This is a genomic window from Lelliottia nimipressuralis (assembly GCF_041464075.1).
Taxonomy (GTDB): domain Bacteria; phylum Pseudomonadota; class Gammaproteobacteria; order Enterobacterales; family Enterobacteriaceae; genus Enterobacter; species Enterobacter nimipressuralis.
On record NZ_CP167172.1, the window covers coordinates 515692 to 535565 of the forward strand.

17 protein-coding genes are annotated in these 19874 nt (G+C 56.9%); 5 read left to right on the forward strand and 12 right to left on the reverse strand.

The window, feature by feature from the left end; genetic code table 11:
• Nucleotides 1-28 precede the first annotated feature (28 nt).
• Together ACB496_RS02485 and ACB496_RS02490 are read left to right on the forward strand one after the other, a co-directional pair.
• On the forward strand, nt 29-1174 hold the full coding sequence (locus ACB496_RS02485) for a lactonase family protein (RefSeq protein ID WP_371974258.1): 1146 nt from the start codon (nt 29-31) through the stop codon (nt 1172-1174).
• Nucleotides 1175-1193: 19 nt separating this feature from the next.
• Nucleotides 1194-3104 carry a transcription antiterminator gene (locus ACB496_RS02490; RefSeq protein ID WP_371974259.1) on the forward strand — a complete coding sequence of 637 codons (1911 nt, stop codon included), beginning with the start codon at nt 1194-1196 and terminating at the stop codon, nt 3102-3104.
• A 32-nt stretch (nt 3105-3136) separates the two neighbouring features.
• Here ACB496_RS02490 and nrdG read toward each other — a convergent pair whose 3' ends face one another.
• From nrdG to treR, 5 genes are all read right to left on the reverse strand, one after another.
• Entirely contained in the window at nt 3137-3601 is a 465-nt protein-coding gene (gene nrdG / locus ACB496_RS02495; protein WP_123429588.1) for an anaerobic ribonucleoside-triphosphate reductase-activating protein, read from the reverse strand.
• Between the two features lie 70 nt (nt 3602-3671).
• Nucleotides 3672-5810, reverse strand: a complete 2139-nt coding sequence (gene nrdD / locus ACB496_RS02500) for an anaerobic ribonucleoside-triphosphate reductase (protein ID WP_100777827.1) — start codon at nt 5808-5810, stop codon at nt 3672-3674.
• Between the two features lie 375 nt (nt 5811-6185).
• On the reverse strand, nt 6186-7841 hold the full coding sequence (gene treC, locus ACB496_RS02505) for an alpha,alpha-phosphotrehalase (RefSeq protein ID WP_371974260.1): 1656 nt from the start codon (nt 7839-7841) through the stop codon (nt 6186-6188).
• A 51-nt stretch (nt 7842-7892) separates the two neighbouring features.
• Entirely contained in the window at nt 7893-9311 is a 1419-nt protein-coding gene (gene treB / locus ACB496_RS02510) for a PTS trehalose transporter subunit IIBC (RefSeq protein ID WP_181827912.1), read from the reverse strand.
• Between the two features lie 125 nt (nt 9312-9436).
• The gene (gene treR / locus ACB496_RS02515; RefSeq protein WP_371974261.1) at nt 9437-10384 is read right to left on the reverse strand and encodes a trehalose operon repressor TreR; all 948 of its coding nucleotides are present in this window, start codon (nt 10382-10384) and stop codon (nt 9437-9439) included.
• 191 nt (nt 10385-10575) lie between these two features.
• On the opposite strand from treR, the gene mgtL reads away from it, so the two are divergent.
• The 3 genes from mgtL to ACB496_RS02530 all read left to right on the forward strand — a co-directional run bounded on the left by mgtL (nt 10576) and on the right by ACB496_RS02530 (nt 16132).
• A complete protein-coding gene (mgtL, locus tag ACB496_RS02520) occupies nt 10576-10629 on the forward strand; it encodes a mgtA regulatory leader peptide MgtL (RefSeq protein WP_220186778.1) in 54 nt (17 codons plus the stop codon).
• 213 nt (nt 10630-10842) lie between these two features.
• A complete protein-coding gene (gene mgtA / locus ACB496_RS02525) occupies nt 10843-13551 on the forward strand; it encodes a magnesium-translocating P-type ATPase (protein WP_371974262.1) in 2709 nt (902 codons plus the stop codon).
• Nucleotides 13552-13747: 196 nt separating this feature from the next.
• A complete protein-coding gene (locus tag ACB496_RS02530) occupies nt 13748-16132 on the forward strand; it encodes a beta-N-acetylhexosaminidase (protein WP_371974263.1) in 2385 nt (794 codons plus the stop codon).
• A 56-nt stretch (nt 16133-16188) separates the two neighbouring features.
• Here the strand turns inward: ACB496_RS02530 and ACB496_RS02535 are convergent, their stop codons facing one another.
• From ACB496_RS02535 to ACB496_RS02565, 7 genes are all read right to left on the reverse strand, one after another.
• Entirely contained in the window at nt 16189-16419 is a 231-nt protein-coding gene (locus tag ACB496_RS02535; protein WP_371974264.1) for a hypothetical protein, read from the reverse strand.
• Nucleotides 16403-16972 (reverse strand): hypothetical protein, encoded by a 570-nt coding sequence (locus ACB496_RS02540; RefSeq protein ID WP_371974265.1) that lies wholly within the window; start codon nt 16970-16972, stop codon nt 16403-16405. Before ACB496_RS02540 ends, ACB496_RS02535 begins: the two co-directional genes overlap by 17 nt.
• A 194-nt stretch (nt 16973-17166) precedes the next feature.
• The gene (locus tag ACB496_RS02545; RefSeq protein WP_100777818.1) at nt 17167-17553 is read right to left on the reverse strand and encodes an enamine/imine deaminase; all 387 of its coding nucleotides are present in this window, start codon (nt 17551-17553) and stop codon (nt 17167-17169) included.
• A gap of 190 nt (nt 17554-17743) precedes the next feature.
• The gene (pyrI, locus tag ACB496_RS02550; protein ID WP_100777817.1) at nt 17744-18205 is read right to left on the reverse strand and encodes an aspartate carbamoyltransferase regulatory subunit; all 462 of its coding nucleotides are present in this window, start codon (nt 18203-18205) and stop codon (nt 17744-17746) included.
• Between the two features lie 12 nt (nt 18206-18217).
• Nucleotides 18218-19150: an aspartate carbamoyltransferase gene (pyrB, locus tag ACB496_RS02555; RefSeq protein WP_100777816.1), complete on the reverse strand. Its 933-nt coding sequence runs from the start codon at nt 19148-19150 to the stop codon at nt 18218-18220.
• Nucleotides 19151-19184: 34 nt separating this feature from the next.
• Nucleotides 19185-19289, reverse strand: a complete 105-nt coding sequence (locus tag ACB496_RS02560; RefSeq protein ID WP_095280562.1) for a pyrBI operon leader peptide — start codon at nt 19287-19289, stop codon at nt 19185-19187.
• A 100-nt stretch (nt 19290-19389) separates the two neighbouring features.
• Entirely contained in the window at nt 19390-19869 is a 480-nt protein-coding gene (locus ACB496_RS02565; RefSeq protein WP_095280563.1) for an arginine repressor, read from the reverse strand.
• Nucleotides 19870-19874: the final 5 nt, after the last annotated feature.

The window sequence follows — 19874 nt, forward strand, 5'->3', positions numbered from 1 at the left end:
ATCAAACCGCACAACACCAGGAGCCGCCATGCATACCCATCACCTGCTCGTCGCTTCACTCTCCCTGCTTGCCACCGCCGCCGTCGCACAACCCCAATACGCCTGGGTCGGCACCTACAACCCGAACGGCGAAGGGCTGTACCGTTTTACGGTCGATCCCAACAATGGCGCGCTCGGGGAGAAAACCCTCGTGAGCCAGTTACCCAACGCGGCACAGCTTACGGTTTCTCACGATGGCAAAACCCTCTATCTGGCGAGCGAAGCGGAGAAAGGGGTGATTCAGGCGTTACGCATCGGGGCAAACGGTGAACTGACCGAGCTGAATCAGGTGGCGTCCGGCGGGGCGGGACCTGTGTATGTGTCTCTGACGCCAGAGGGGCGTCATCTGCTGGTGGCGAACTATGTCAGCGGCTCGATTGCGGTGCTGCCCGTGAAGGCTGACGGCAGTCTGGGAGAGGCGACGGACACCCATCAGGATCAGGGTGAACCCGGTGCGGCGAAACCGGAAGCGGCTGTCGAAGGCAGCTTTGCCATAAGCGATCATAACGGCCCTCACGCCCATATGATCGCCGCCGATCCGAGCGGGAAATATGTTTTTTCGACGGATCTCGGTCTGGATCGGATCTATCAGTACCGTTTTGACAAGCAAAGCGGAAAGCTCACCCCAAACGAGCCGCCGTTTATCAACGCCTCGTCCAAAGGCGCCGGGCCGCGCCATTTTGTCTTTACGCCGAAAGGCGACGGTCTGTGGCTGATCAACGAAGAGTCCTCGACCCTGACCTGGTATGTCCTGGATCAGGCCTCCGGCACGCTGAAAGAGGGCAAAACGATCTCTTCCCTGCCGAAAGAGTATAAAGGCACCAGTTTTGCCGCAGGGCTGGCGTTGAGCGCTGATGGCCAGCAGCTTTACGTCGCGAACCGTTTGCATAACAGCATCGCGCACTTTAGGGTAACGGCCGAGGGCACGCTGGTGCATCAGGAGGATGTCTGGACCCGTGGCGATTACCCACGCTCTCTGACCCTGGATACGCAGGGCCGCTGGCTGTACGTTATGAATCAGCGCAGCGATAACATCACCCGTTTTCGCGTTGCACCCGATGGCAAGCTAAGCTTCGAACCGGACTACACGCCGGTCGGCAGCCCATCACAGATGGTCATTTCAACCGGGCCATGAGCCGTAAGAGGATAAAGACGTGCGATTTCCGAACCAACGTTTAGCGCAACTGTTTGATCTGTTGCAAAACGAGACGCTGCCGCAGGACGAGCTGGCGCAGCGGCTGTCGGTATCCACACGTACCGTGCGGGCGGACATCACCGCCCTGAACGCGCTGCTGGCAGGCCACGGCGCACAGTTTATTCTCAGCCGCGGCAACGGCTATCAGCTCAAGATTGACGATGCCGCGCGCTATCAGTCGTTGCAGGATTCTCGCCCGCGCGCGCTGCGGATCCCGCGCACCGGACAGGAGCGCGTGCATTATCTGGTGGTGCGTTTTCTCACCTCTGCTTTTTCGTTAAAGCTGGAAGATTTGGCTGATGAATGGTTTGTCAGCCGCGCGACCCTGCAAAACGACATGGTGGAGGTGCGAGAGTGGTTCCACCGCTACAGCCTGACGCTGGAAACGCGCCCGCGCCACGGCATGAAACTGTTCGGCAGTGAGATGTCGATTCGCGCCTGCCTGACGGATTTGCTCTGGGAACTGGCGCAGCAGGACAGCCTCAATCCGCTGGTGACCGAAGTCGCCCTGAATGCGGGTGTGCCTGAGCAGCTGGTCATGGTGCTGCATGACACCCTCACGCGCCATCACATTCGTCTCACGGATGAAGGCGAGCTGTTTGTGCGGCTCTATTGTGCCGTGTCCGTGCGCCGCATCAGCGAAGGCTATCCGCTGCCGGAATTTAACGCCGAGGATGTCGAAGAGAACGTGCGTGACGCCGCGCGGGATATTGCTGCGGCCATCGCCCGGCTGGCGGATAAAGTGCTCTCACCGTCAGAGGAGAACTGGCTTTGCGTCCACATCGCTGCGCGCCAGATCCAGGAGATCGCCCCGAGCGCGATTAACGCTGACGACGACGAAGCGCTGGTGAACTATATCCTGCGCTACATTAACACCCACTATAACTACAACCTGCTGAACGATGCCCAGCTGCACGCGGATCTGCTGACGCATATCAAAACCATGATCACCCGCGTGCGCTACCAAATCATGATCCCCAATCCGCTGCTGGATAACATCAAACAGCACTACCCGATGGCGTGGGATATGACCCTGGCGGCGGTCTCCGGCTGGGGGAAATACACGCCGTACGTGATCAGCGAAAACGAGATTGGTTTTCTGGTGCTGCACATCGGCGTCGGGCTGGAACGCCATTACAACGTCGGCTATCAGCGCCAGCCGCGCGTCCTGCTGGTGTGCGACGCCGGGAACGCGATGGCGCGCATGATTGAAGCGGTGCTGCAGCGCAAATACCCGCAGGTGGAAGTGACGCGCACCGTCACCCTGCGCGAGTACGAGCTGGCGGAAAGCATCAGCGAGGATTTCGTGATCTCCACCGCCCGCATCAGTGAAAAAGCGAAACCGGTGGTGCAGATCGCGCCGTTCCCGACCGACTATCAGCTGGAGCAGATCGGCAAGCTGGTGCTGGTGGATCGCACCCGTCCGTGGATGCTGGAAAAATACTTCGACGCCGACCATTTCCGCGTGATTGATTCAAACAGTGATCAGCAAACCTTGTTCCAGGAACTGTGCGGGCAACTGTGTGAGGAAGGGTTTGTCGACGCGGAGTTTCTCGACTCGGTGGTCGAACGTGAAGCCATCGTCAGCACCATGCTCGGCGACGGTATCGCGCTGCCCCACTCCCTCGGTCTGCTGGCGCAAAAAACCGTGGTCTACACCGTACTGGCTCCGCAGGGAATAAAGTGGGGCGACGAAACGGCGCACGTGATTTTCCTGCTGGCGATCAGCAAAAGCGAATACGAAGAGGCGATGGCGATTTACGATATTTTCGTCACCTTTCTGCGCGAGCGGGCGATGACGCGCCTGTGCGGCTGCCGTGATTTTGCAGAATTCAAAACGGTGGCGATGGAGAGTTTGAGTCGATTTTGAGGCGATGGGCGGAAAACGTCTCCGCCCACGGTTTATCGCAAATGATGTACAACCTGGTTGCTGCTGCCGCGCCAAATCAGCGCCGGGTCTTTCAAATCCTGCACGAACTTACCATCCACCAGCACGTTAATCAGGTCGACGATTTCCATCTGAGCGTCGTTCAGCTCATCCAGCTTATAGCCGGTCCACACCCAGATATCCTTCCCCGCGCACTCTTCTCGAATGCGTTTCACCAGTTTCAGAATGTGCGGCACGTTCTGCGGATGGAGCGGATCGCCGCCGGAGAGGGAGATCCCCTGGCGCGGGATCCGCGTGTCGTTCAGATCCCTGATAATCCGGTTTTCCATCTCGTCGTCAAACGGCAGGCCCGAGTTCAGACGCCAGGTGCTTTTGTTGTAGCAGCCAGGGCATTCGTGAACGCATCCGGACACAAACAGCGTGCAGCGGGTGCCGGGGCCGTTGACGATGTCGACGGGGTAATACTGGTGATAATTCATTTTCGCTTCTCAATTATCGCAATGCCCGCGCTGGCTGCTCTTGCTCACCCGGCATCAGCGCGGCAGAGGATTACCCGATCTGGCCATTCCCCAAATGTTTCACGCGGCGCTTCACTTCTTCCTGCTTACCGGCGTTGAACGGACGTGCGTCCGGGCTGCCGAGATAACCACAGACACGGCGGGTCACGGAGACACGCGCGGCGTCGTGGTTACCGCATTTCGGACAGGTAAAGCCCTTGCTGGTACATTCGAATTCACCGGTGAAACCGCACTCGTAGCACTCGTCGATCGGCGTGTTGGTGCCGTAATACGGCACGTGCTGATAGCTGTAATCCCACACGTCTTCCAGCGCTTTCAGGTTGTGCTGAATGTTCGGGTACTCGCCGTAACAGATAAAGCCACCGTTCGCCACCGGCGGGTAGGCCGCTTCAAAGTCGATCTTGTCGTACGGATTGACCTTTTTCTCCACGTCGAGGTGGAAACTGTTGGTGTAGTAGCCTTTGTCGGTCACGCCGTTCACCACGCCAAACTCGGCGGTATCCAGACGGCAGAAGCGATCGCACAGGTTTTCGCTCGGCGTGCTGTAGAGGCTAAAGCCGTAGCCCGTTTCGTCTTTCCACTGGTCGACCGCATCGCGCAGGCGCTGAACGATAGCGATGCCTTTCGCGCGCAGGGCTTCGCTGTCATACATGTGCTGATTGCCAAACAGGGCGTTGATGGTTTCGTGGATGCCGATATACCCCAGCGAAATTGACGCGCGGCCGTTCTTGAAGATTTCAGAAACGTCATCGTCTGCTTTCAGGCGCACGCCACAGGCACCTTCCATATAGAGGATCGGCGCCACGCGCGCTTTTACTCCTTCCAGACGCGCAATACGGGTCATCAGCGCTTTACGCGCCAGCTGCAGACGTTCGTCGAGCAGGGTCCAGAACGCGGCTTCGTCACCCTTCGCTTCCAGCGCGATGCGCGGCAGGTTGAGGCTGATCACGCCGATGTTGTTGCGGCCTTCATGCACCTGCTCGCCGTTTTCATTTTCATACACGCCGAGGAAGCTGCGGCAGCCCATCGGGGTTTTGAACGAACCCGTGACTTTCACCACCTGGTCGTAGTTCAGAATATCCGGATACATGCGCTTGCTCGCGCATTCCAGCGCCAGCTGTTTGATGTCGTAGTTCGCATCACCAAACTTGTGATTCAGGCCATCGCGAATGGCGAAGACCAGTTTTGGGAACACCGCGGTTTTGCGGTTTTTGCCGAGGCCCGAAATACGATTGCGCAAAATCGACTGCTGAATCAGACGCGACTCCCAGCTGGTCCCCAGACCAAAACCGAAGGTCACGAACGGCGTCTGGCCGTTGGCGGTGTGCAGGGTGTTCACTTCGTATTCCAGGGACTGGAACGCGTCGTAGCACTCTTTCTCGGTGCGGGAGCGGGCATAGCCGTCCGCGTCCGGGATCTGCCACTCCTGCGCCACTTTGCGATGCTTGTTAAAGCTCTCGGTGACAAACGGTGCCAGCACTTCGTCGATGCGGTTAATGGTTGTGCCGCCGTAAATATGGCTGGCGACCTGGGCGATGATTTGCGCCGTTACCGCCGTGGCAGTAGAGATGGATTTTGGCGGCTCAATCTCGGCGTTGCCCATTTTAAAGCCGTGGGTCAGCATGCCTTTCAGGTCGATCAGCATACAGTTGAACATCGGGAAGAACGGGGAGTAATCGAGATCGTGGTAGTGGATCTCACCGCGTTCATGCGCCTGCACCACGTCGCGCGGCAGCAGATGCTGACGGGCATAATGCTTGGCGACAATACCGGCCAGCAGGTCGCGCTGAGTCGGGATCACTTTGCTGTCTTTGTTGGCGTTTTCATTCAGTAGCGCAGAGTTGGTCTGCTCGACCAGGCCACGGATCTCCTGATTCAGGCGACCGCGCTTTTCACGCTGGATGTCACGGTCGTGACGGTACTCAATGTAGGCGCGCGCCAGCTGCTTGTACGGGCCTGACATCAGTTGGTTTTCTACCGCAGTCTGGATCTCGTTGATATCCACCTGACTGCGCTCATTCATCTGGCTACTGACGATTTCTGCGACGGTGGCGCAGTAATCTGCGTCATCGACTCCCGCTGCTTTAGCTGCACGCAGAATCGCTTCTTTGATGCGCTCTGATTTAAACGGCACTTTACAGCCATCTCGTTTCATCACATGCGGTGTCATGATCACTCCATTAAAAACAGGTTATCCACAGAGGTGGGGAAGGCTGCACAGGACGCAAGTCCCGATGCCTCAGTCACTTCCCTCGTTCCCGACGCTTGTTATCCACAATTCCGGCCGGCGTCGTCGCCGTTGTCTTGTTGGAATAGTAGACGATAAATACAATATGTTGGGTCGGCGTGCATTTTAAGTTCTATATGTAGTGATTTGCATCAAACATGTTTGCGATTTTTTTGATTCAGAACAAAGTAAAAAGACGAGAGTACAAACGGCGGGCACTACAGCGATTGTAAATCCGGGCAGGAAAAATCTGATTAAATATTCAACAAAAACAGTAAAATATTGCCGGGCAAACGCAGCGCTGCCCGGCATTTTGTACTACGCCTGCAGCCACCACACCGCCTCAAACGGACGCAGTGTCATCGCGGCGGGTTGGCTGGCGACTTCGGCGTAGTTGCTGAGCACTACGCGCCAGTCGCCGCTGAGGGCGTCCGGCTGCCACGCCTGGCATTCATGACTCAGGTTAGCGACCACGATCAGCGTCTGCCCCTGCCACTGGCGGCGGTAACACCACAGGGAAGGATGCGTCGGCAGCAGATCCTGATAGTCGCCCCAGGTCAGCAGCGGCAGCGATTTGCGCAGAGCGATCAGCGACTGATAGGTATAAAACACGGAGTCGGGATCGCTGAGCGCCGCGTCAACGTTGAGGGTTGCGACGTTATCGCACAGATCGATCCACGGCTCGCCGGTGGTAAAACCGCCGTTCGGGGTGGCATCCCACTGCATCGGCGTGCGGCTGTTGTCGCGGGATTTACTCGCCAGAATCGCCAGAAGTTCCTCTGCATCGCGCCCCTTTGCACGCTGTTCGGCGAACATGTTGTGGCTCTCCACATCGCGATAATCGGTGATGCGGGCGAAGTGCGGGTTGGTCATGCCAATCTCTTCACCCTGGTAGATGTACGGCGTGCCCTGCATGCCGTGCAGCACCATTGCCAGCATTTTGGCGGAGGTGGTGCGGTATTCCCCCTCGTCGCCAAAGCGCGAAACGATGCGCGGCTGATCGTGGTTACACCAGAAAAGAGCGTTCCACGCAACGCCATGCATCCCTTGCTGCCAGTGGCTGAACAAAGTTTTCAGCGCCACGTAATCGGGCTTCGCGAGTGTCCACTTTTCGCCGTTCGGGTAATCGACTTTCAGGTGATGGAAGTTAAAGGTCATCGACAGTTCGCGCCCGTCGAGCGCGGCGTATTGCTGGCAATTTTCCAGCGAGGTGGAGGACATCTCGCCCACGGTCATCAGGTTGCGCGGGGTGAACACATCCCGGCTCATCTCCTGCAAATATTCATGGGCGCGCGGGCCGTCAGTATAGAAACGGCGGCCATCGCCGAGGTTATCATCCGGGAAATCCTGGTCCTTGGAAATCAGGTTGATCACGTCGAGACGCAGGCCGTCCACGCCGCGATCGGCCCAGAACTCGCACACTTTTTTCAGCTCGCTGCGGACCTGCGGGTTTTCCCAGTTCAGATCCGCCTGCTCGGGGGCGAAAAGGTGCAGATAATACTGCTCGCTCTCGGCGTGCCAGCGCCAGGCGTTGCCGCCAAATTTGGAGCGCCAGTTGTTCGGCAGCGCGTCCGGCGTACCGTCACGCCAGATATAGAACTCACGGTACGGGCTCTCTTTATTGAGAGATTCGCGGAACCACGCGTGCTGCGTGGAGGTGTGGTTGAGCACCATGTCGAGCACCAGACGGATGCCGCGCGCATGGGCCTGTTTCACCAGTTCGTCAAAATCATCCAGCGTGCCGTAGGCCGGATCGATGGCGGTATAGTTCGCCACGTCGTAGCCGTTATCGATCTGCGGGGAAATATAGAATGGCGTCAGCCAGATGGCATCCACGCCGAGGGTTTTCAGATAGTCCAGACGCTGCGTGACGCCGCGTAAATCACCGGTACCACGTCCGGTGGTGTCCTGAAAACTCTTTGGGTAAATCTGATAGATGACGCCGTTTTGCCACCAGTGCGGAAGGGTATTCATAATGCGTTCCTGCAAATGCGAAGGGGCGCAACTGCGCCCCGAAAGAAGACGTTAAACAATCTGCAGCGTGCCCTGACGGAACTTGCGCTGATAGATAACCGTGGTCAGCGCCATCGGGACGATAATCGCCACCGCCATGGCCAGGGCGAACACCTGCCAGTAGGACGGCTGAATAGAGAGGATACCCGGCAGGCCACCGACGCCGATGCCGTTCGCCATCACGCCGTTCAGCCCACACAGCAGCCCCGCCAGACCTGAGCCGATCATCGCGCACAGCATCGGGAAGCGGTATTTCAGGTTGATGCCGTACATCGCCGGTTCGGTCACGCCGAGATAGGCGGAGATGGCTGCCGGCACCGAGATTTCACGCTCGTTGTGTTTACGGCTGACCAGGATAATCCCAGTGACTGCCGACGCCTGAGCAATGTTCGACAGGGCGATAATCGGCCAGACCGGCGTACCGCCGAGGCTCTGAATCATCTGCATGTCGATGGCGAGCGTAGTCTGATGCACACCGGTAATCACCAGCGGCGCATAGAGGAAACCAAACAGCGCGGCGCCAATTGGGGCGAAGCTGCCGGTCATCAGGTGACGCACCGCGAAGGCCACGCCGTCGCCAATCATACGGCCAAACGGACCGATAAACGCGTGAGCGAGGAACACGGCCAGAATCAGCGAGCAGACCGGCACGACCACCAGATAGAGGTAATCCGGGACGATGCGTTTCAGGCGCGTTTCAATAAACCCGAGTGCGAGACCGGCCAGCAGGGCGGGAATAACCTGCGCCTGATAACCCACTTTAGCGATGGTAAACAGGCCGAAGTTCCACACTTCCGGCACCTGTTGGCCAAGTAAGTAAGCGTTCATTAACTGCGGGGAGACCAGCGTTACGCCGAGCACGATGCCGAGGATCGGCGTGCCGCCCATTTTGCGCACCGCCGACCAGCAGATCCCGACCGGCAGATAGAAGAAGATCGCCTCGCCAATCAGCCACAGGAAGTCATAGATGCTCTGCAGCGCGGGGTAAAGCTGCGCCAGAGTTTTGCCGTCGCTCATTGGCACGTCGCCAATCACGTTGCGGAAACCGAGGATCAGACCTCCGCTGATCAGCGCTGGCAGCAGCGGGAAGAAGATTTCCGCGAAGTGGGAGATCAGCTGCTCGTGCCATTTCATATTCTGGCGCGCCGCTTTCTTGGCCTGCTCTTTATCTGCCGACGAATGCCCGGTGGTCGCCAGCAGCGCGTGATAGTAATCACCCACTTCTGTGCCAATCACCACCTGGAACTGCCCGGCGTTGGTAAAGCAGCCTTTGACCATCGACAGCTCTTCGATGGCCTTCGGATTGGCTTTGGCCGGATCGTTCAGCACAAAACGCAGACGGGTAATGCAGTGGCTGACGGTGGCGATATTCTCGCGTCCCCCAACCAGAACGATCAGCTGGTCGATATCAGTTTGTTTAACTTTGCTCATCATGAAGCCTCATGACAGATGTGGAGGGTAATGACCTGGACGCAAGCCTACTCTTTGAGCGAGACGCTGAAAATGGGAACGTTCCCGAAATTGGGTGAGGATCACAATAATCCGTTTTCGGAGGGTTAAGAAATGTGGGCGGGGATAACGATTTGGCGTGGTTCAGAGCGACCGTTTATCTGCTCGATCAGCTGCATCGCCGCCTGACGGCCCGCTTCGGCGTAGCCCGGATCGACGGTGACAATCTCCGGGTGCAGGAACTTCATCAGCGGTGTACTGCCGACGCTCGCGAGCTGGATAGTGTCGATGCGTTGCTCCTGCAAATACTTGCTGGCGCCCAGCGCGAGGGTATCCGTGGCGCAGATGAGGGCGGTAGTTTGCGGGGTGAGCACGCTTGCCACCTGTTCGTAGCCCTGTTTCATTGCCAGGCCAGGCAAAGAGGCCACCGCCGGGAGAGCGTGCTGTTTGCAAAACGCGAGATAGGCTTCGTGGCGGCGCTTGCCGGTGGTGACGTCGCTGTGCGGCACGCCGAGGAAACTGATATGGCGATGGCCATGCTCGTACAGGCGCTGCATCAGGGTAAGGATCGCCCCTTCGTCGTCGTAGCAGACGGAAGCAAAGCCGCTGGCGTCGCGCGCCAGCAGCACCAGCGAGGCCTGCCAGGGTTTCAGAATTTCATCCTGAATGCCGGTAAACCCAAACAGCACCACGCCGTCGATATTGCGTCGTTGCAGCATCCCAAGATGCTCTTCCACCAGTTGAGGCGAGAACTGGCTCTCCATCATGATCGGGTCGTAACCCTGCTCGTAAAAGGCGGGGAGCATGGTTTGCACCGCCAGATTTTCCGACAGAGAATCGAGACGCGAAACAATAATGGCGACCACTTTGTCGCTCTGTCCGCGCATGGCGCGCGCGGAACGGGAAGGAGAAAAACCGTGCTGATTCATCACCGCCTCGACGCGCTCGCGCGTGCGTTCACTGACGCCACTTTCGTTGTTCAGTACGCGCGACACGGTGGATTTCCCCACGCCGCTTAAACGGGCGATGTCTTTAATGGTCAGGCGATTCTGCATCCTTTATTCCCTGTAACAGCATGGTCGTCAATTGAGACTACTGCTTACGATTTAATTCGCAATGAGCAAAGTCTGGTATATGTACGGTTTAAATCTGCGGGCGTATCATACCGCCCGAACCGCCACTAACGGTATGGTTAAAACCCATAACTGCGCGGTGATAACCCCTTTTTTCACTTACCGGAGGCCGTATGGATCCCGATCCCACCCCTCTCCAGTCATGGAGACTGAGTCCTTTCCGGTAAGCCAGCCTTTTCGCTGTCTCACCGGTGATGTGTGAGGCAGTGACGTTACCCGTCCTATTTCAGGCTGCATATGCGTTGGCTATGCGCCGGCATACAGCCTGAAAGAGTGGGGTAAAAAATCTCTGCTTTGAAAATTTAAGTGCCCTTCAGGTACCGCCTTGCTGTGCCTGAAGTTAACACTGCGTCCGCCTTTGCGGATGCGGGGGGCTTACTATGCTGAAAAATATCACCCAGCAGCTGCTCGCGCAGCTAAACCGCCACCTGCCGCGCCGTCTGGTTCAGCGCGATCCGCTGCCGAATGCCAAAAACCTGGCAGGCGCTGCCATTCCCTCCACGCTGACGGAGCATTGCCTGAAAGCCGCCGCGATGGACGAAAACGAAGTCTGGCGCACTTTCGGCGGTCATCCGGAAGGGCTGAACGCAGCTGAAGTAGAAAAAACGCGCGCCGAGCACGGCAACAACAAAATCCCGGCGCAAAAACCGGCCCCGTGGTGGGTCCATCTGTGGCTCTGCTACCGCAACCCGTTCAACCTGCTGCTGACGGTGCTGGCGATCATTTCGTATGCCACGGAAGATCTGTTTGCAGCAGGCGTGATCGCGCTGATGGTGGCGATCTCCACCATGCTCAACTTTATCCAGGAGGCGCGCTCCACCCGCGCGGCGGACGCCCTGAAGGCGATGGTCAGCAACACCGCCACCGTGCAGCGTGTCATTAACACGAAAGGCGAAAGCGCCTGGCTGGAACTGCCGATCGATCAGCTGGTGGTGGGCGACATGATCAAACTGGCGGCAGGGGACATGATCCCGGCCGATCTGCGTGTGATTCAGGCCCGCGATCTGTTTGTCGCCCAGGCGTCCCTGACCGGGGAATCTCTGCCGGTCGAGAAAGTGGCACGCAGCCGCGATCCGCAGCAAACTAATCCGCTCGAAAGCGATACCCTGTGCTTTATGGGCACCACCGTGGTGAGCGGCACCGCGAAGGCCATCGTTATCGCCACGGGCGGCAACACCTGGTTTGGTCAGCTTGCCGGGCGTGTGAGCGAGCAGGAAAGTGAGCCAAACGCGTTCCAGAAAGGTATCGGTCGCGTCAGCATGCTGCTGATCCGCTTTATGATGGTCATGACGCCAATCGTATTGCTGATCAACGGCTACACCAAAGGCGACTGGTGGGAAGCGGCGCTGTTTGCCCTCTCCGTGGCGGTGGGCTTAACGCCGGAAATGCTGCCGATGATTGTCACCTCCACGCTGGCGCGCGGGGCGGTGAAACTCTCCCGACAGAAAGTGATTGTGAAACACCTCGACGCCATTCAGAACTTTGGCGCGATGGATATCCTCTGCACCGATAAAACCGGCACCCTGACTCAGGATAAAATTGTGCTGGAGAATCATACGGATATCTCCGGAAAAGTCAGCGAGCGCGTGCTGCAAACCGCGTGGCTGAACAGCCATTACCAGACCGGGCTGAAAAACCTGCTGGATGTCGCCGTGCTGGAAGGGGTGGATGAAGATTCTGCGCGCGCGCTCTCAACGCGCTGGCAAAAAGTGGATGAGATCCCGTTCGACTTCGAGCGTCGCCGCATGTCGGTGGTGGTGAGTGAGCAGGCGAATGTGCATCAGCTGATCTGCAAAGGGGCGTTGCAGGAGATCCTGAATGTTTCCACGCAGGTGCGTCATAACGGTGAAATTGTACCGCTGGACGACACCATGCTGCGCCGCATCAAGCGTGTGACAGATAACCTGAACCGTCAGGGGCTGCGCGTCGTGGCGGTGGCCAGCAAATTCCTGCCGGGACGCGAAGGGGATTACCATCGTCTTGATGAGTCGGATCTGATCCTCGAAGGGTACATCGCCTTCCTCGATCCACCGAAAGAGACGACGGCACCGGCGCTGAAAGCGCTGAAAGCCAGCGGCATTACCGTCAAAATTCTTACCGGCGACAGCGAGCTGGTGGCGGCGAAAGTGTGCCATGAAGTGGGGCTGGATGCGGGTGTGATTGTCACGGGCAGCGATATTGAAACGCTCTCTGACGATGAACTGGCACAGCTTGCCAAAACCACCACGCTGTTTGCGCGCCTGACGCCAATGCACAAAGAGCGCATTGTGACGCTGCTGCGCCGCGAAGGGCACGTGGTTGGCTTTATGGGCGATGGTATCAACGATGCGCCTGCGCTGCGCGCGGCGGATATCGGGATTTCCGTCGACGGCGCGGTGGATATTGCGCGCGAAGCGGCCGATATTATTCTGCTGGAAAAGAGCCTGATGGTGCTGGAGCAGGGCGTGATCGAAGGACGCCGTACCTTTGCCAACATGCTGAAATACATCAAAATGACCGCAAGCTCTAACTTCGGTAACGTCTTCAGCGTGCTGGTGGCGAGCGCTTTTCTGCCGTTCCTGCCGATGTTGCCGCTGCACCTGCTGATTCAGAACCTGATGTACGACGTCTCCCAGGTGGCGATCCCGTTTGATAACGTCGACGACGAGCAGATCCAGAAGCCGCAGCGCTGGAATCCGTCTGATCTGGGCCGCTTCATGCTGTTCTTTGGCCCGATCAGCTCGATCTTTGACATTCTGACCTTCTGCCTGATGTGGTTCGTGTTCCACGCCAACACGCCAGAACATCAGACTTTGTTCCAGTCCGGCTGGTTCGTGGTCGGGCTGCTGTCGCAGACGCTGATTGTGCATATGATCCGCACGCGCCGTATTCCGTTCTTCCAGAGCCGCGCCGCCTGGCCGCTGATCATCATGACCGGCGTGGTGATGGTGCTGGGGATCGCGCTGCCGTTCTCACCGCTGGCAAGCTACCTGAACCTGCAGGCGCTGCCGCTGAGCTATTTCCCATGGCTGGTGGCAATTCTGGCGGGCTACATGGTGCTGACGCAGATGGTGAAAGGGTTCTATAGCCGTCGTTACGGCTGGCAGTAAATCTCATGCCCGGCACCGCCGGGCCTAGGTTCCAAATCTGCCGGGTAAGGTGTCGTCGCCGCCCGGCAAAATAGCCTTCCTCCCAAATTCCACAACCTGTGATCCCCGTCATGCACTTTGCTTGACGACAATTTGTACGCATGTTAACAAAATGTTTTGTCTGTTTTTGGCCCGTCAAATTCTGATAAGGAACATTATGTTACGTCTTAGCCTCATCACCGCCGGGCTTTTGCTCGGTACCTCTGCGCTGGCGGCTCCGGCAGGCGATCTGCCGTTAATGCCCTGGCCCGCCCACGTTGAACGGCCCGCACAGCAGGGCGCATTCGTCCTCAGCGATAATATTTCCGTAAGTATCAGCGGCGACGATCTGGGCGATGCCGCAAACCGTCTTCGCCAGCGCATCGCGCTGCAAACAGGGTGGACGCTTCAGCCCCAGGCCGACAAACCTGAAAAGCCCACTATTTCAGTGACCATCGCCAAAAAAGTGAAGCCGCAGCCGCTGCCGGACAGCGATGAGAGCTACAAACTCACCGTGGATGCAAGCGGTGTGAACATTACCGCTAACACGCGCTTTGGCGCGCTGCGGGCGATGGAAACGTTGCTCCAGCTGATTCAAAATGGCGCGGAAAACACCTCGATTCCGTGGGTGTCGATTGACGACTCTCCGCGCTTCCCGTGGCGCGGGCTGCTGCTCGATTCGGCGCGTCATTTCATCCCGCTGGAGGACATTAAACGCCAGATCGACGGCATGGCGGCGGCGAAGCTAAACGTCCTGCACTGGCATCTGACGGACGATCAGGGCTGGCGATTTACCTCGAAGCGCTATCCTAAACTGACCCAGCTCGCCAGCGACGGGCTGTTCTACACACCGGAGCAGATGCGTGACGTGGTGCGTTACGCCACCGCGCGGGGAATTCGCGTGGTTCCCGAAATTGACATGCCGGGCCATGCGTCGGCGATCGCCGTGGCCTATCCGGAACTGATGAGCGCACCTGGCCCGTATGAAATGGAGCGCCACTGGGGCGTGCTGAAACCCGTTCTCGATCCAACAAAAGAGGCGACTTACACCTTTGCCGACGCGATGGTCAGCGAACTGGCTGCGATCTTCCCCGATCCGTATCTGCATATCGGCGGTGATGAAGTTGACGATAGCCAGTGGAAAAACAGCACCGCCATCCAGCAGTTTATGCGCGACAACAAACTGGCGGACAGCCATGCGCTGCAGGCCTATTTCAATCGCAAACTGGAAACCATTCTTGAGAAACACCATCGCCAGATGGTCGGCTGGGATGAGATCTATCATCCCGATCTGCCGAAAAGCATTCTGATCCAGTCCTGGCAGGGGCAGGACGCGCTCGGCGAGGTGGCGAAGCAGGGCTATAAAGGCATTCTCTCCACCGGTTTTTACCTCGATCAGCCCCAGTCCACGGCCTATCACTACCGCAATGAGATCGTACCGCAGGGCTTGAACGGTATGGACATCATCGCCGATTCCGACAGCGCGCAGAGCTGGACTTTCACTATGCCGCGTCTGAAAGGCAAACCGGTCGAGGGCAGTTTTACGCTGATTAAAGGCGTTTCCGGCTGGCGCGGATTTATCGATTTCAGCGGCAAATCCCGCCGTGCGATTGATCATATCGAATGGCGCGACGACAACCAGCTGAGCTTCACCGTCGACACCTGGATGGGTGAAACGCGCCCGGTGGTCAATGTGTCGGACGACAAACTCACCGGCTACTTCCTGGTGGGGAACGCTCGCTATCCGATTTCCGGCGCACGCCTCAATGAGGTGCCGAAAGGGATTCAGCCGACGGTGCCGGATGCCGATCAGCAGGCCAATTTGCTCGGCGGCGAAGCGGCGCTGTGGGCGGAAAATGTGATTGCCCCGGTTCTGGATATCAAACTCTGGCCGCGCGCGTTTGCAGTGGCGGAGCGCCTGTGGTCTGCGCAGGATGTGAATGATATCGACAATATGTACACCCGTTTGCAGGCGATGGACAGCTGGACGACGGTGTCGGTCGGGCTGCAACAGCATAGCCAGCAGCAGGCGCAGTTCACTCGTCTGGCGAATAACGCCGACACCCTGCCGCTGCACATTCTCGCCCAGGCCGTGGAGCCTGCGCAGTATTACACCCGTCAGCACCTGAAATTCCAGGCTGGAAATTATCATCAGTTTGAGCCACTAAACCGCTACGCCGACGCGCTGAACGCCGAGAGCGCCACGGTGCGTCAGATGGATAAATGGGCCGAGAGGCTGATAAGCGATGCCGAAGACACGGAAAGCGCCGAAGCGCTGCGCCACGTCTTTACGCGCTGGCAGAACAATACCAGCGACGCGCTGGCGCTGAGTGAAAACAGCTATCAGCTGAAAGCCATCAAACCGGTGATTCAGGAGGTGGACAAACTGGCGTCGATTGGCCTGCGCCTGACGGATCTGGTGGCGCGGCAAGGCACGCTGGACGATAAGGAGATCGCCTCGATTCAGACCGAGCTGGATAACGCGGCGAAGATTCAAGATGAAGTGGTGATTGCAGCGGTTTATCCACTGGAGAAGTTGCTCAGGGCGACGCGGAATCAGTAGCAGTGATGTTGATATAAACACAAAAAAGGCCTAATTTTCAGGCCTTTTTAACGCTGTCAGATTTCGCGCAGTTCACGCACCAGAGGGCCTTTGAGCTTTTGGCGTAATAAGGTAGCAGAAGAGCGTTTCTTTGCTGCCGTCAGGCTGGCTTTAGCCGGGCTGGTATGCGCGTCTGCGTTGACATAATGCGTGGTCAGTTGAGCAAATGCGAATGTGTGAAACAGAATTTTTTCACCATTTTTAGAGGTGGAAAGTGCCGGGCATTGTTGCTTAATGTAATACGACATAGCTGGCTCTCCCCTCTGTAACTGTTTTGTATGCCCGTAAATCTTTGGCTATCAGTGGCCGCGGAACTTTCTTTGGCAAGCCAGTCTTTTGATTATAACGCGGTTCATTTTTTAACCCAAGCATGTAGTCATAGGTCTCTTCAAGCGTGATGCGGCGGCCGATATCGACCACTCCACCGGAGGCGGCCTGGAAGACGAAACCGCCGATATTGAATGTCTCATAGTGGGCGATTAAAGCCAGTGAGACCATTTGCAATACAACAGCGCTGCCTAGCCCCTCAAATCGGACATGACGAAAATCGGCCAAATTATCCATCCCGTCAAAGGCATCAAAATAGACTTCCGCCATACCGTTCAACGGGAACGTCACTCCGGCTGGCATTTTGTAACCGATCCGGGTAAAGGTTAGCTCCTCAACCAGGCTACCAATAATGACGGTGTAAATTTCTTTAGCGGCGACAAAAACATAGCTGTGGTGAATACGATGGTCATAGACGAACCTCTTTCGCCGCATGCCGTATTCATCAAGAAAAACCTCTTCTTCAATACGCACTCATTCCCTCTTTTAAAACACCCTAATTTGTGGGTGTTAACCCTACTCCTCTGTATAAAAAAGTGAGTTCTGATCATGGGAAAAATTCCTGAACTGCGAAGGTGATTCAGAGAAAAATGGAGGGGGATGAAAAAGTTGCGGGGAAGGGGGAGGTAGCAGAAACAGCCCCCTCCGCAGCGGAGAGGGCACATCGATCAGCGACGAACTGCAATCGCCTCAATCTCAATCTTCACGTCTTTTGGCAGACGCGCGACTTCTACACAAGAACGCGCCGGGAAGGTTGCGTCATGTTCGTTGAAGAACGCTTCGTAAGTGGCGTTAACGGTCGCGAAATCGTTAAGATCTTTAACGAATACGGTCGTTTTCACGATATCGCCCACTTTCAGGCCCGCGGATTCAACGATCGCTTTCACGTTTTCCAGTGACTGACGAGCCTGAGCCGCCACATCTTCCGGCACTTCGCCGGTTTTCGGGTTCACCGGGATCTGACCGGAAGTGATAATCATGCTGCCGAGATCTACGCCCTGAACGTAAGGACCGATAGCCGCTGGTGCATTTTCCGTCGCAAGTACTTTGCTCATATTTTCTCCAGGATTACAGCGTTAAGAAGGGTCCCGGCCATTATACACATCATCCTTCACGCCGCCTCTTCGTTGGCCGCGTCCTCATACCCCGGTCACAGAGTTTCCTGTGCTTCCGGGGATATTTGGCCTTGATGCGGTGCGAATGATTTCGTGTAACAGGAAGCCGGAATCTCAATACCAACCTCAATTAGTTGGCCAGCACCACATAATGAGAAAACTCTTTTTCGCAATATTTGCATTTGAGTGCGATGTCATTCGCCCGTTTTTTCACTGCAAAACTGGATGACACCGGCTCAGCATGACTGATGCAGTTGCTGTTTGGGCAGATCAGCACGTGCTCGATGCGTTCCGGTAAGTTCGGGCGCGATTTGCCCACCACTTCGTAATCGTCGATGCGGTTCACCGTCGCGTCCGGCGCGTACAGGGAGAGCTGGTTGACCTGCTCGTCAGTCAGGAAGGTGTTCTCGATTTTGATCAGGTCTTTGCGGCCCATCTCGCCGGACGGCAGGTTCAGGCCAATGGTGATGCGCTGGTCGGTTTCGGTCAGCTTGAACAGCGTCAGCAGTTTAAAGCCCACCTGCGCAGGGATATGGTCAATCACGGTGCCACGTTTGATGGCTTCAACCTGGAGTTTATTATCATGTGTCATTGTCATTTCCCCTTACAGAACGAATTCGCGATTCAGAACCAGTGCCAGTAACGCCTGGCGAGCGAAGATGCCGTTGCCTGCCTGCTGGAAATACCAGGCGTGCGGCGTCTTATCCACGTCGGTGGCAATTTCGTCAATGCGCGGCAGTGGGTGCAGCACTTTCATGTTCGGGCGTGCGCCTTCGAGGTCGCTGGCACGCAGGATGAACTGCGCTTTGACGTTGGCGTACTCGGACGGGTCGAGGCGCTCTTTCTGCACGCGCGTCATGTACAGCACGTCCACTTCACCCATCACCTCTTCAATGCTGGCGTGCTGGCTCCACTGGATGCCTTTTTCATCGAGCATATCGAGAATGTACTGCGGCATCGCCAGCGCCGCCGGGGCGATAAAGTAGAAGCGGTTGCCGTTAAATTTCGCCAGCGCCTGGGCCAGCGAGTGGACGGTGCGGCCATATTTCAGATCCCCGACCATGGCGATGTGCAGATTTTCCAGACGCCCCTGCGTTTCCTGGATGGTGAAGAGATCCAGCAAGGTCTGCGTCGGATGCTGGTTCGCACCGTCACCGGCATTCAGCACCGGAATACCGCCGGAGAACTCGGTCGCCAGACGCGCTGCGCCTTCCTGCGGGTGGCGCATTACAATCGCGTCCACGTAGGTGCTGATGACGGAGATGGTATCCGCCAGCGTCTCGCCTTTTTTGCCCAGCGACGTATTGCTGCTGTCAGAGAAGCCGACCACGCTCGCGCCGAGACGGTGCATTGAGGTCTCGAACGACAGACGGGTACGGGTGGAGGCTTCAAAGAAGCAGCTCGCGATCACTTTGTGCTTCAGCAGCTCGGGCTGTGGGTTGGCCTTCAGTTTTGCCGCGGTATCCAGAACCAGTTCCAGCTCTTCGCGGCTGAGGTCATTGATGGAAATGATGTGTTTTTGATAAAGCGGATTCATGTTTATCTCCTGACGCCGGGCAAAAAAAAGCCCCTCAAATGAGGGGCTCTGGGAATAGGGTTATCAACGGGAAGAAAAACGGCAGGCCAGCGTCTGTTTTCAGACGCGGTATGACTGTATGTCGTACACGCTTGACCATGACTTCCTCCCGGCAAATTGTCGGGCATTATACTCAGCTCGATTTTCTGATCAAGCGATTAATGCACACTTTACTCAGTGCAAACGGTTCTATTTGAATATTAATGCGTTCTGAGTAAATAATTAATTTGCTTATGTACCAGCGCCGTGCGCTTTACTACGCGGGGCGCGACCCAGACAATACTGCTTCCGGCCACCACACCTAAAATTTCCGGTAACTGGTGATAATCCAGAATTCGCGCCACGGCGCGCCCGTATCCGGCGACGGTATGAATAAGGATAAATTCGCTATTGTGCTCCACGCTGACCACCATTTCGGAGATCGAACGGGCTGCATCCGGCGCAGGGCGCAACTGCGGATTCATCGAATAAATCTTTTGTCCTTTGGCATTTCGAATTTTTATGACACCAAGCAATTTCAGCAGCCGGGAGACGCTCGACTGGCTGATGCTGTCAAACCCCCGTTCCTGCAGGTCGCGGCGGATCTCTTCCTGAGAAAGGTAGCTGTTTTCGCTGATCAGGCTCTGGCATACCGCGAGCTGAAGCTGTTCTTTTGGGGAGTATTCTCCATATTCCATCATCTGGT

Excerpts from the sequence above, each read along its gene's own strand:
- ACB496_RS02485 (WP_371974258.1), top strand. The coding sequence starts at position 29 with ATGCATACCCATCACCTGCTCGTCGCTTCACTCTCCCTGCTTGCCACC.
- nrdG (WP_123429588.1), bottom strand. The coding sequence starts at position 3,601 with ATGAATTATCACCAGTATTACCCCGTCGACATCGTCAACGGCCCCGGC.
- nrdD (WP_100777827.1), bottom strand. The coding sequence starts at position 5,810 with ATGACACCGCATGTGATGAAACGAGATGGCTGTAAAGTGCCGTTTAAA.
- treC (WP_371974260.1), bottom strand. The coding sequence starts at position 7,841 with ATGAATACCCTTCCGCACTGGTGGCAAAACGGCGTCATCTATCAGATT.
- treB (WP_181827912.1), bottom strand. The coding sequence starts at position 9,311 with ATGAGCAAAGTTAAACAAACTGATATCGACCAGCTGATCGTTCTGGTT.
- treR (WP_371974261.1), bottom strand. The coding sequence starts at position 10,384 with ATGCAGAATCGCCTGACCATTAAAGACATCGCCCGTTTAAGCGGCGTG.
- mgtA (WP_371974262.1), top strand. The coding sequence starts at position 10,843 with ATGCTGAAAAATATCACCCAGCAGCTGCTCGCGCAGCTAAACCGCCAC.
- ACB496_RS02530 (WP_371974263.1), top strand. The coding sequence starts at position 13,748 with ATGTTACGTCTTAGCCTCATCACCGCCGGGCTTTTGCTCGGTACCTCT.
- ACB496_RS02535 (WP_371974264.1), bottom strand. The coding sequence starts at position 16,419 with ATGTCGTATTACATTAAGCAACAATGCCCGGCACTTTCCACCTCTAAA.
- ACB496_RS02545 (WP_100777818.1), bottom strand. The coding sequence starts at position 17,553 with ATGAGCAAAGTACTTGCGACGGAAAATGCACCAGCGGCTATCGGTCCT.
- pyrI (WP_100777817.1), bottom strand. The coding sequence starts at position 18,205 with ATGACACATGATAATAAACTCCAGGTTGAAGCCATCAAACGTGGCACC.
- pyrB (WP_100777816.1), bottom strand. The coding sequence starts at position 19,150 with ATGAATCCGCTTTATCAAAAACACATCATTTCCATCAATGACCTCAGC.
- ACB496_RS02560 (WP_095280562.1), bottom strand. The coding sequence starts at position 19,289 with ATGGTCAAGCGTGTACGACATACAGTCATACCGCGTCTGAAAACAGAC.
- ACB496_RS02565 (WP_095280563.1), bottom strand. The coding sequence starts at position 19,869 with ATGATGGAATATGGAGAATACTCCCCAAAAGAACAGCTTCAGCTCGCG.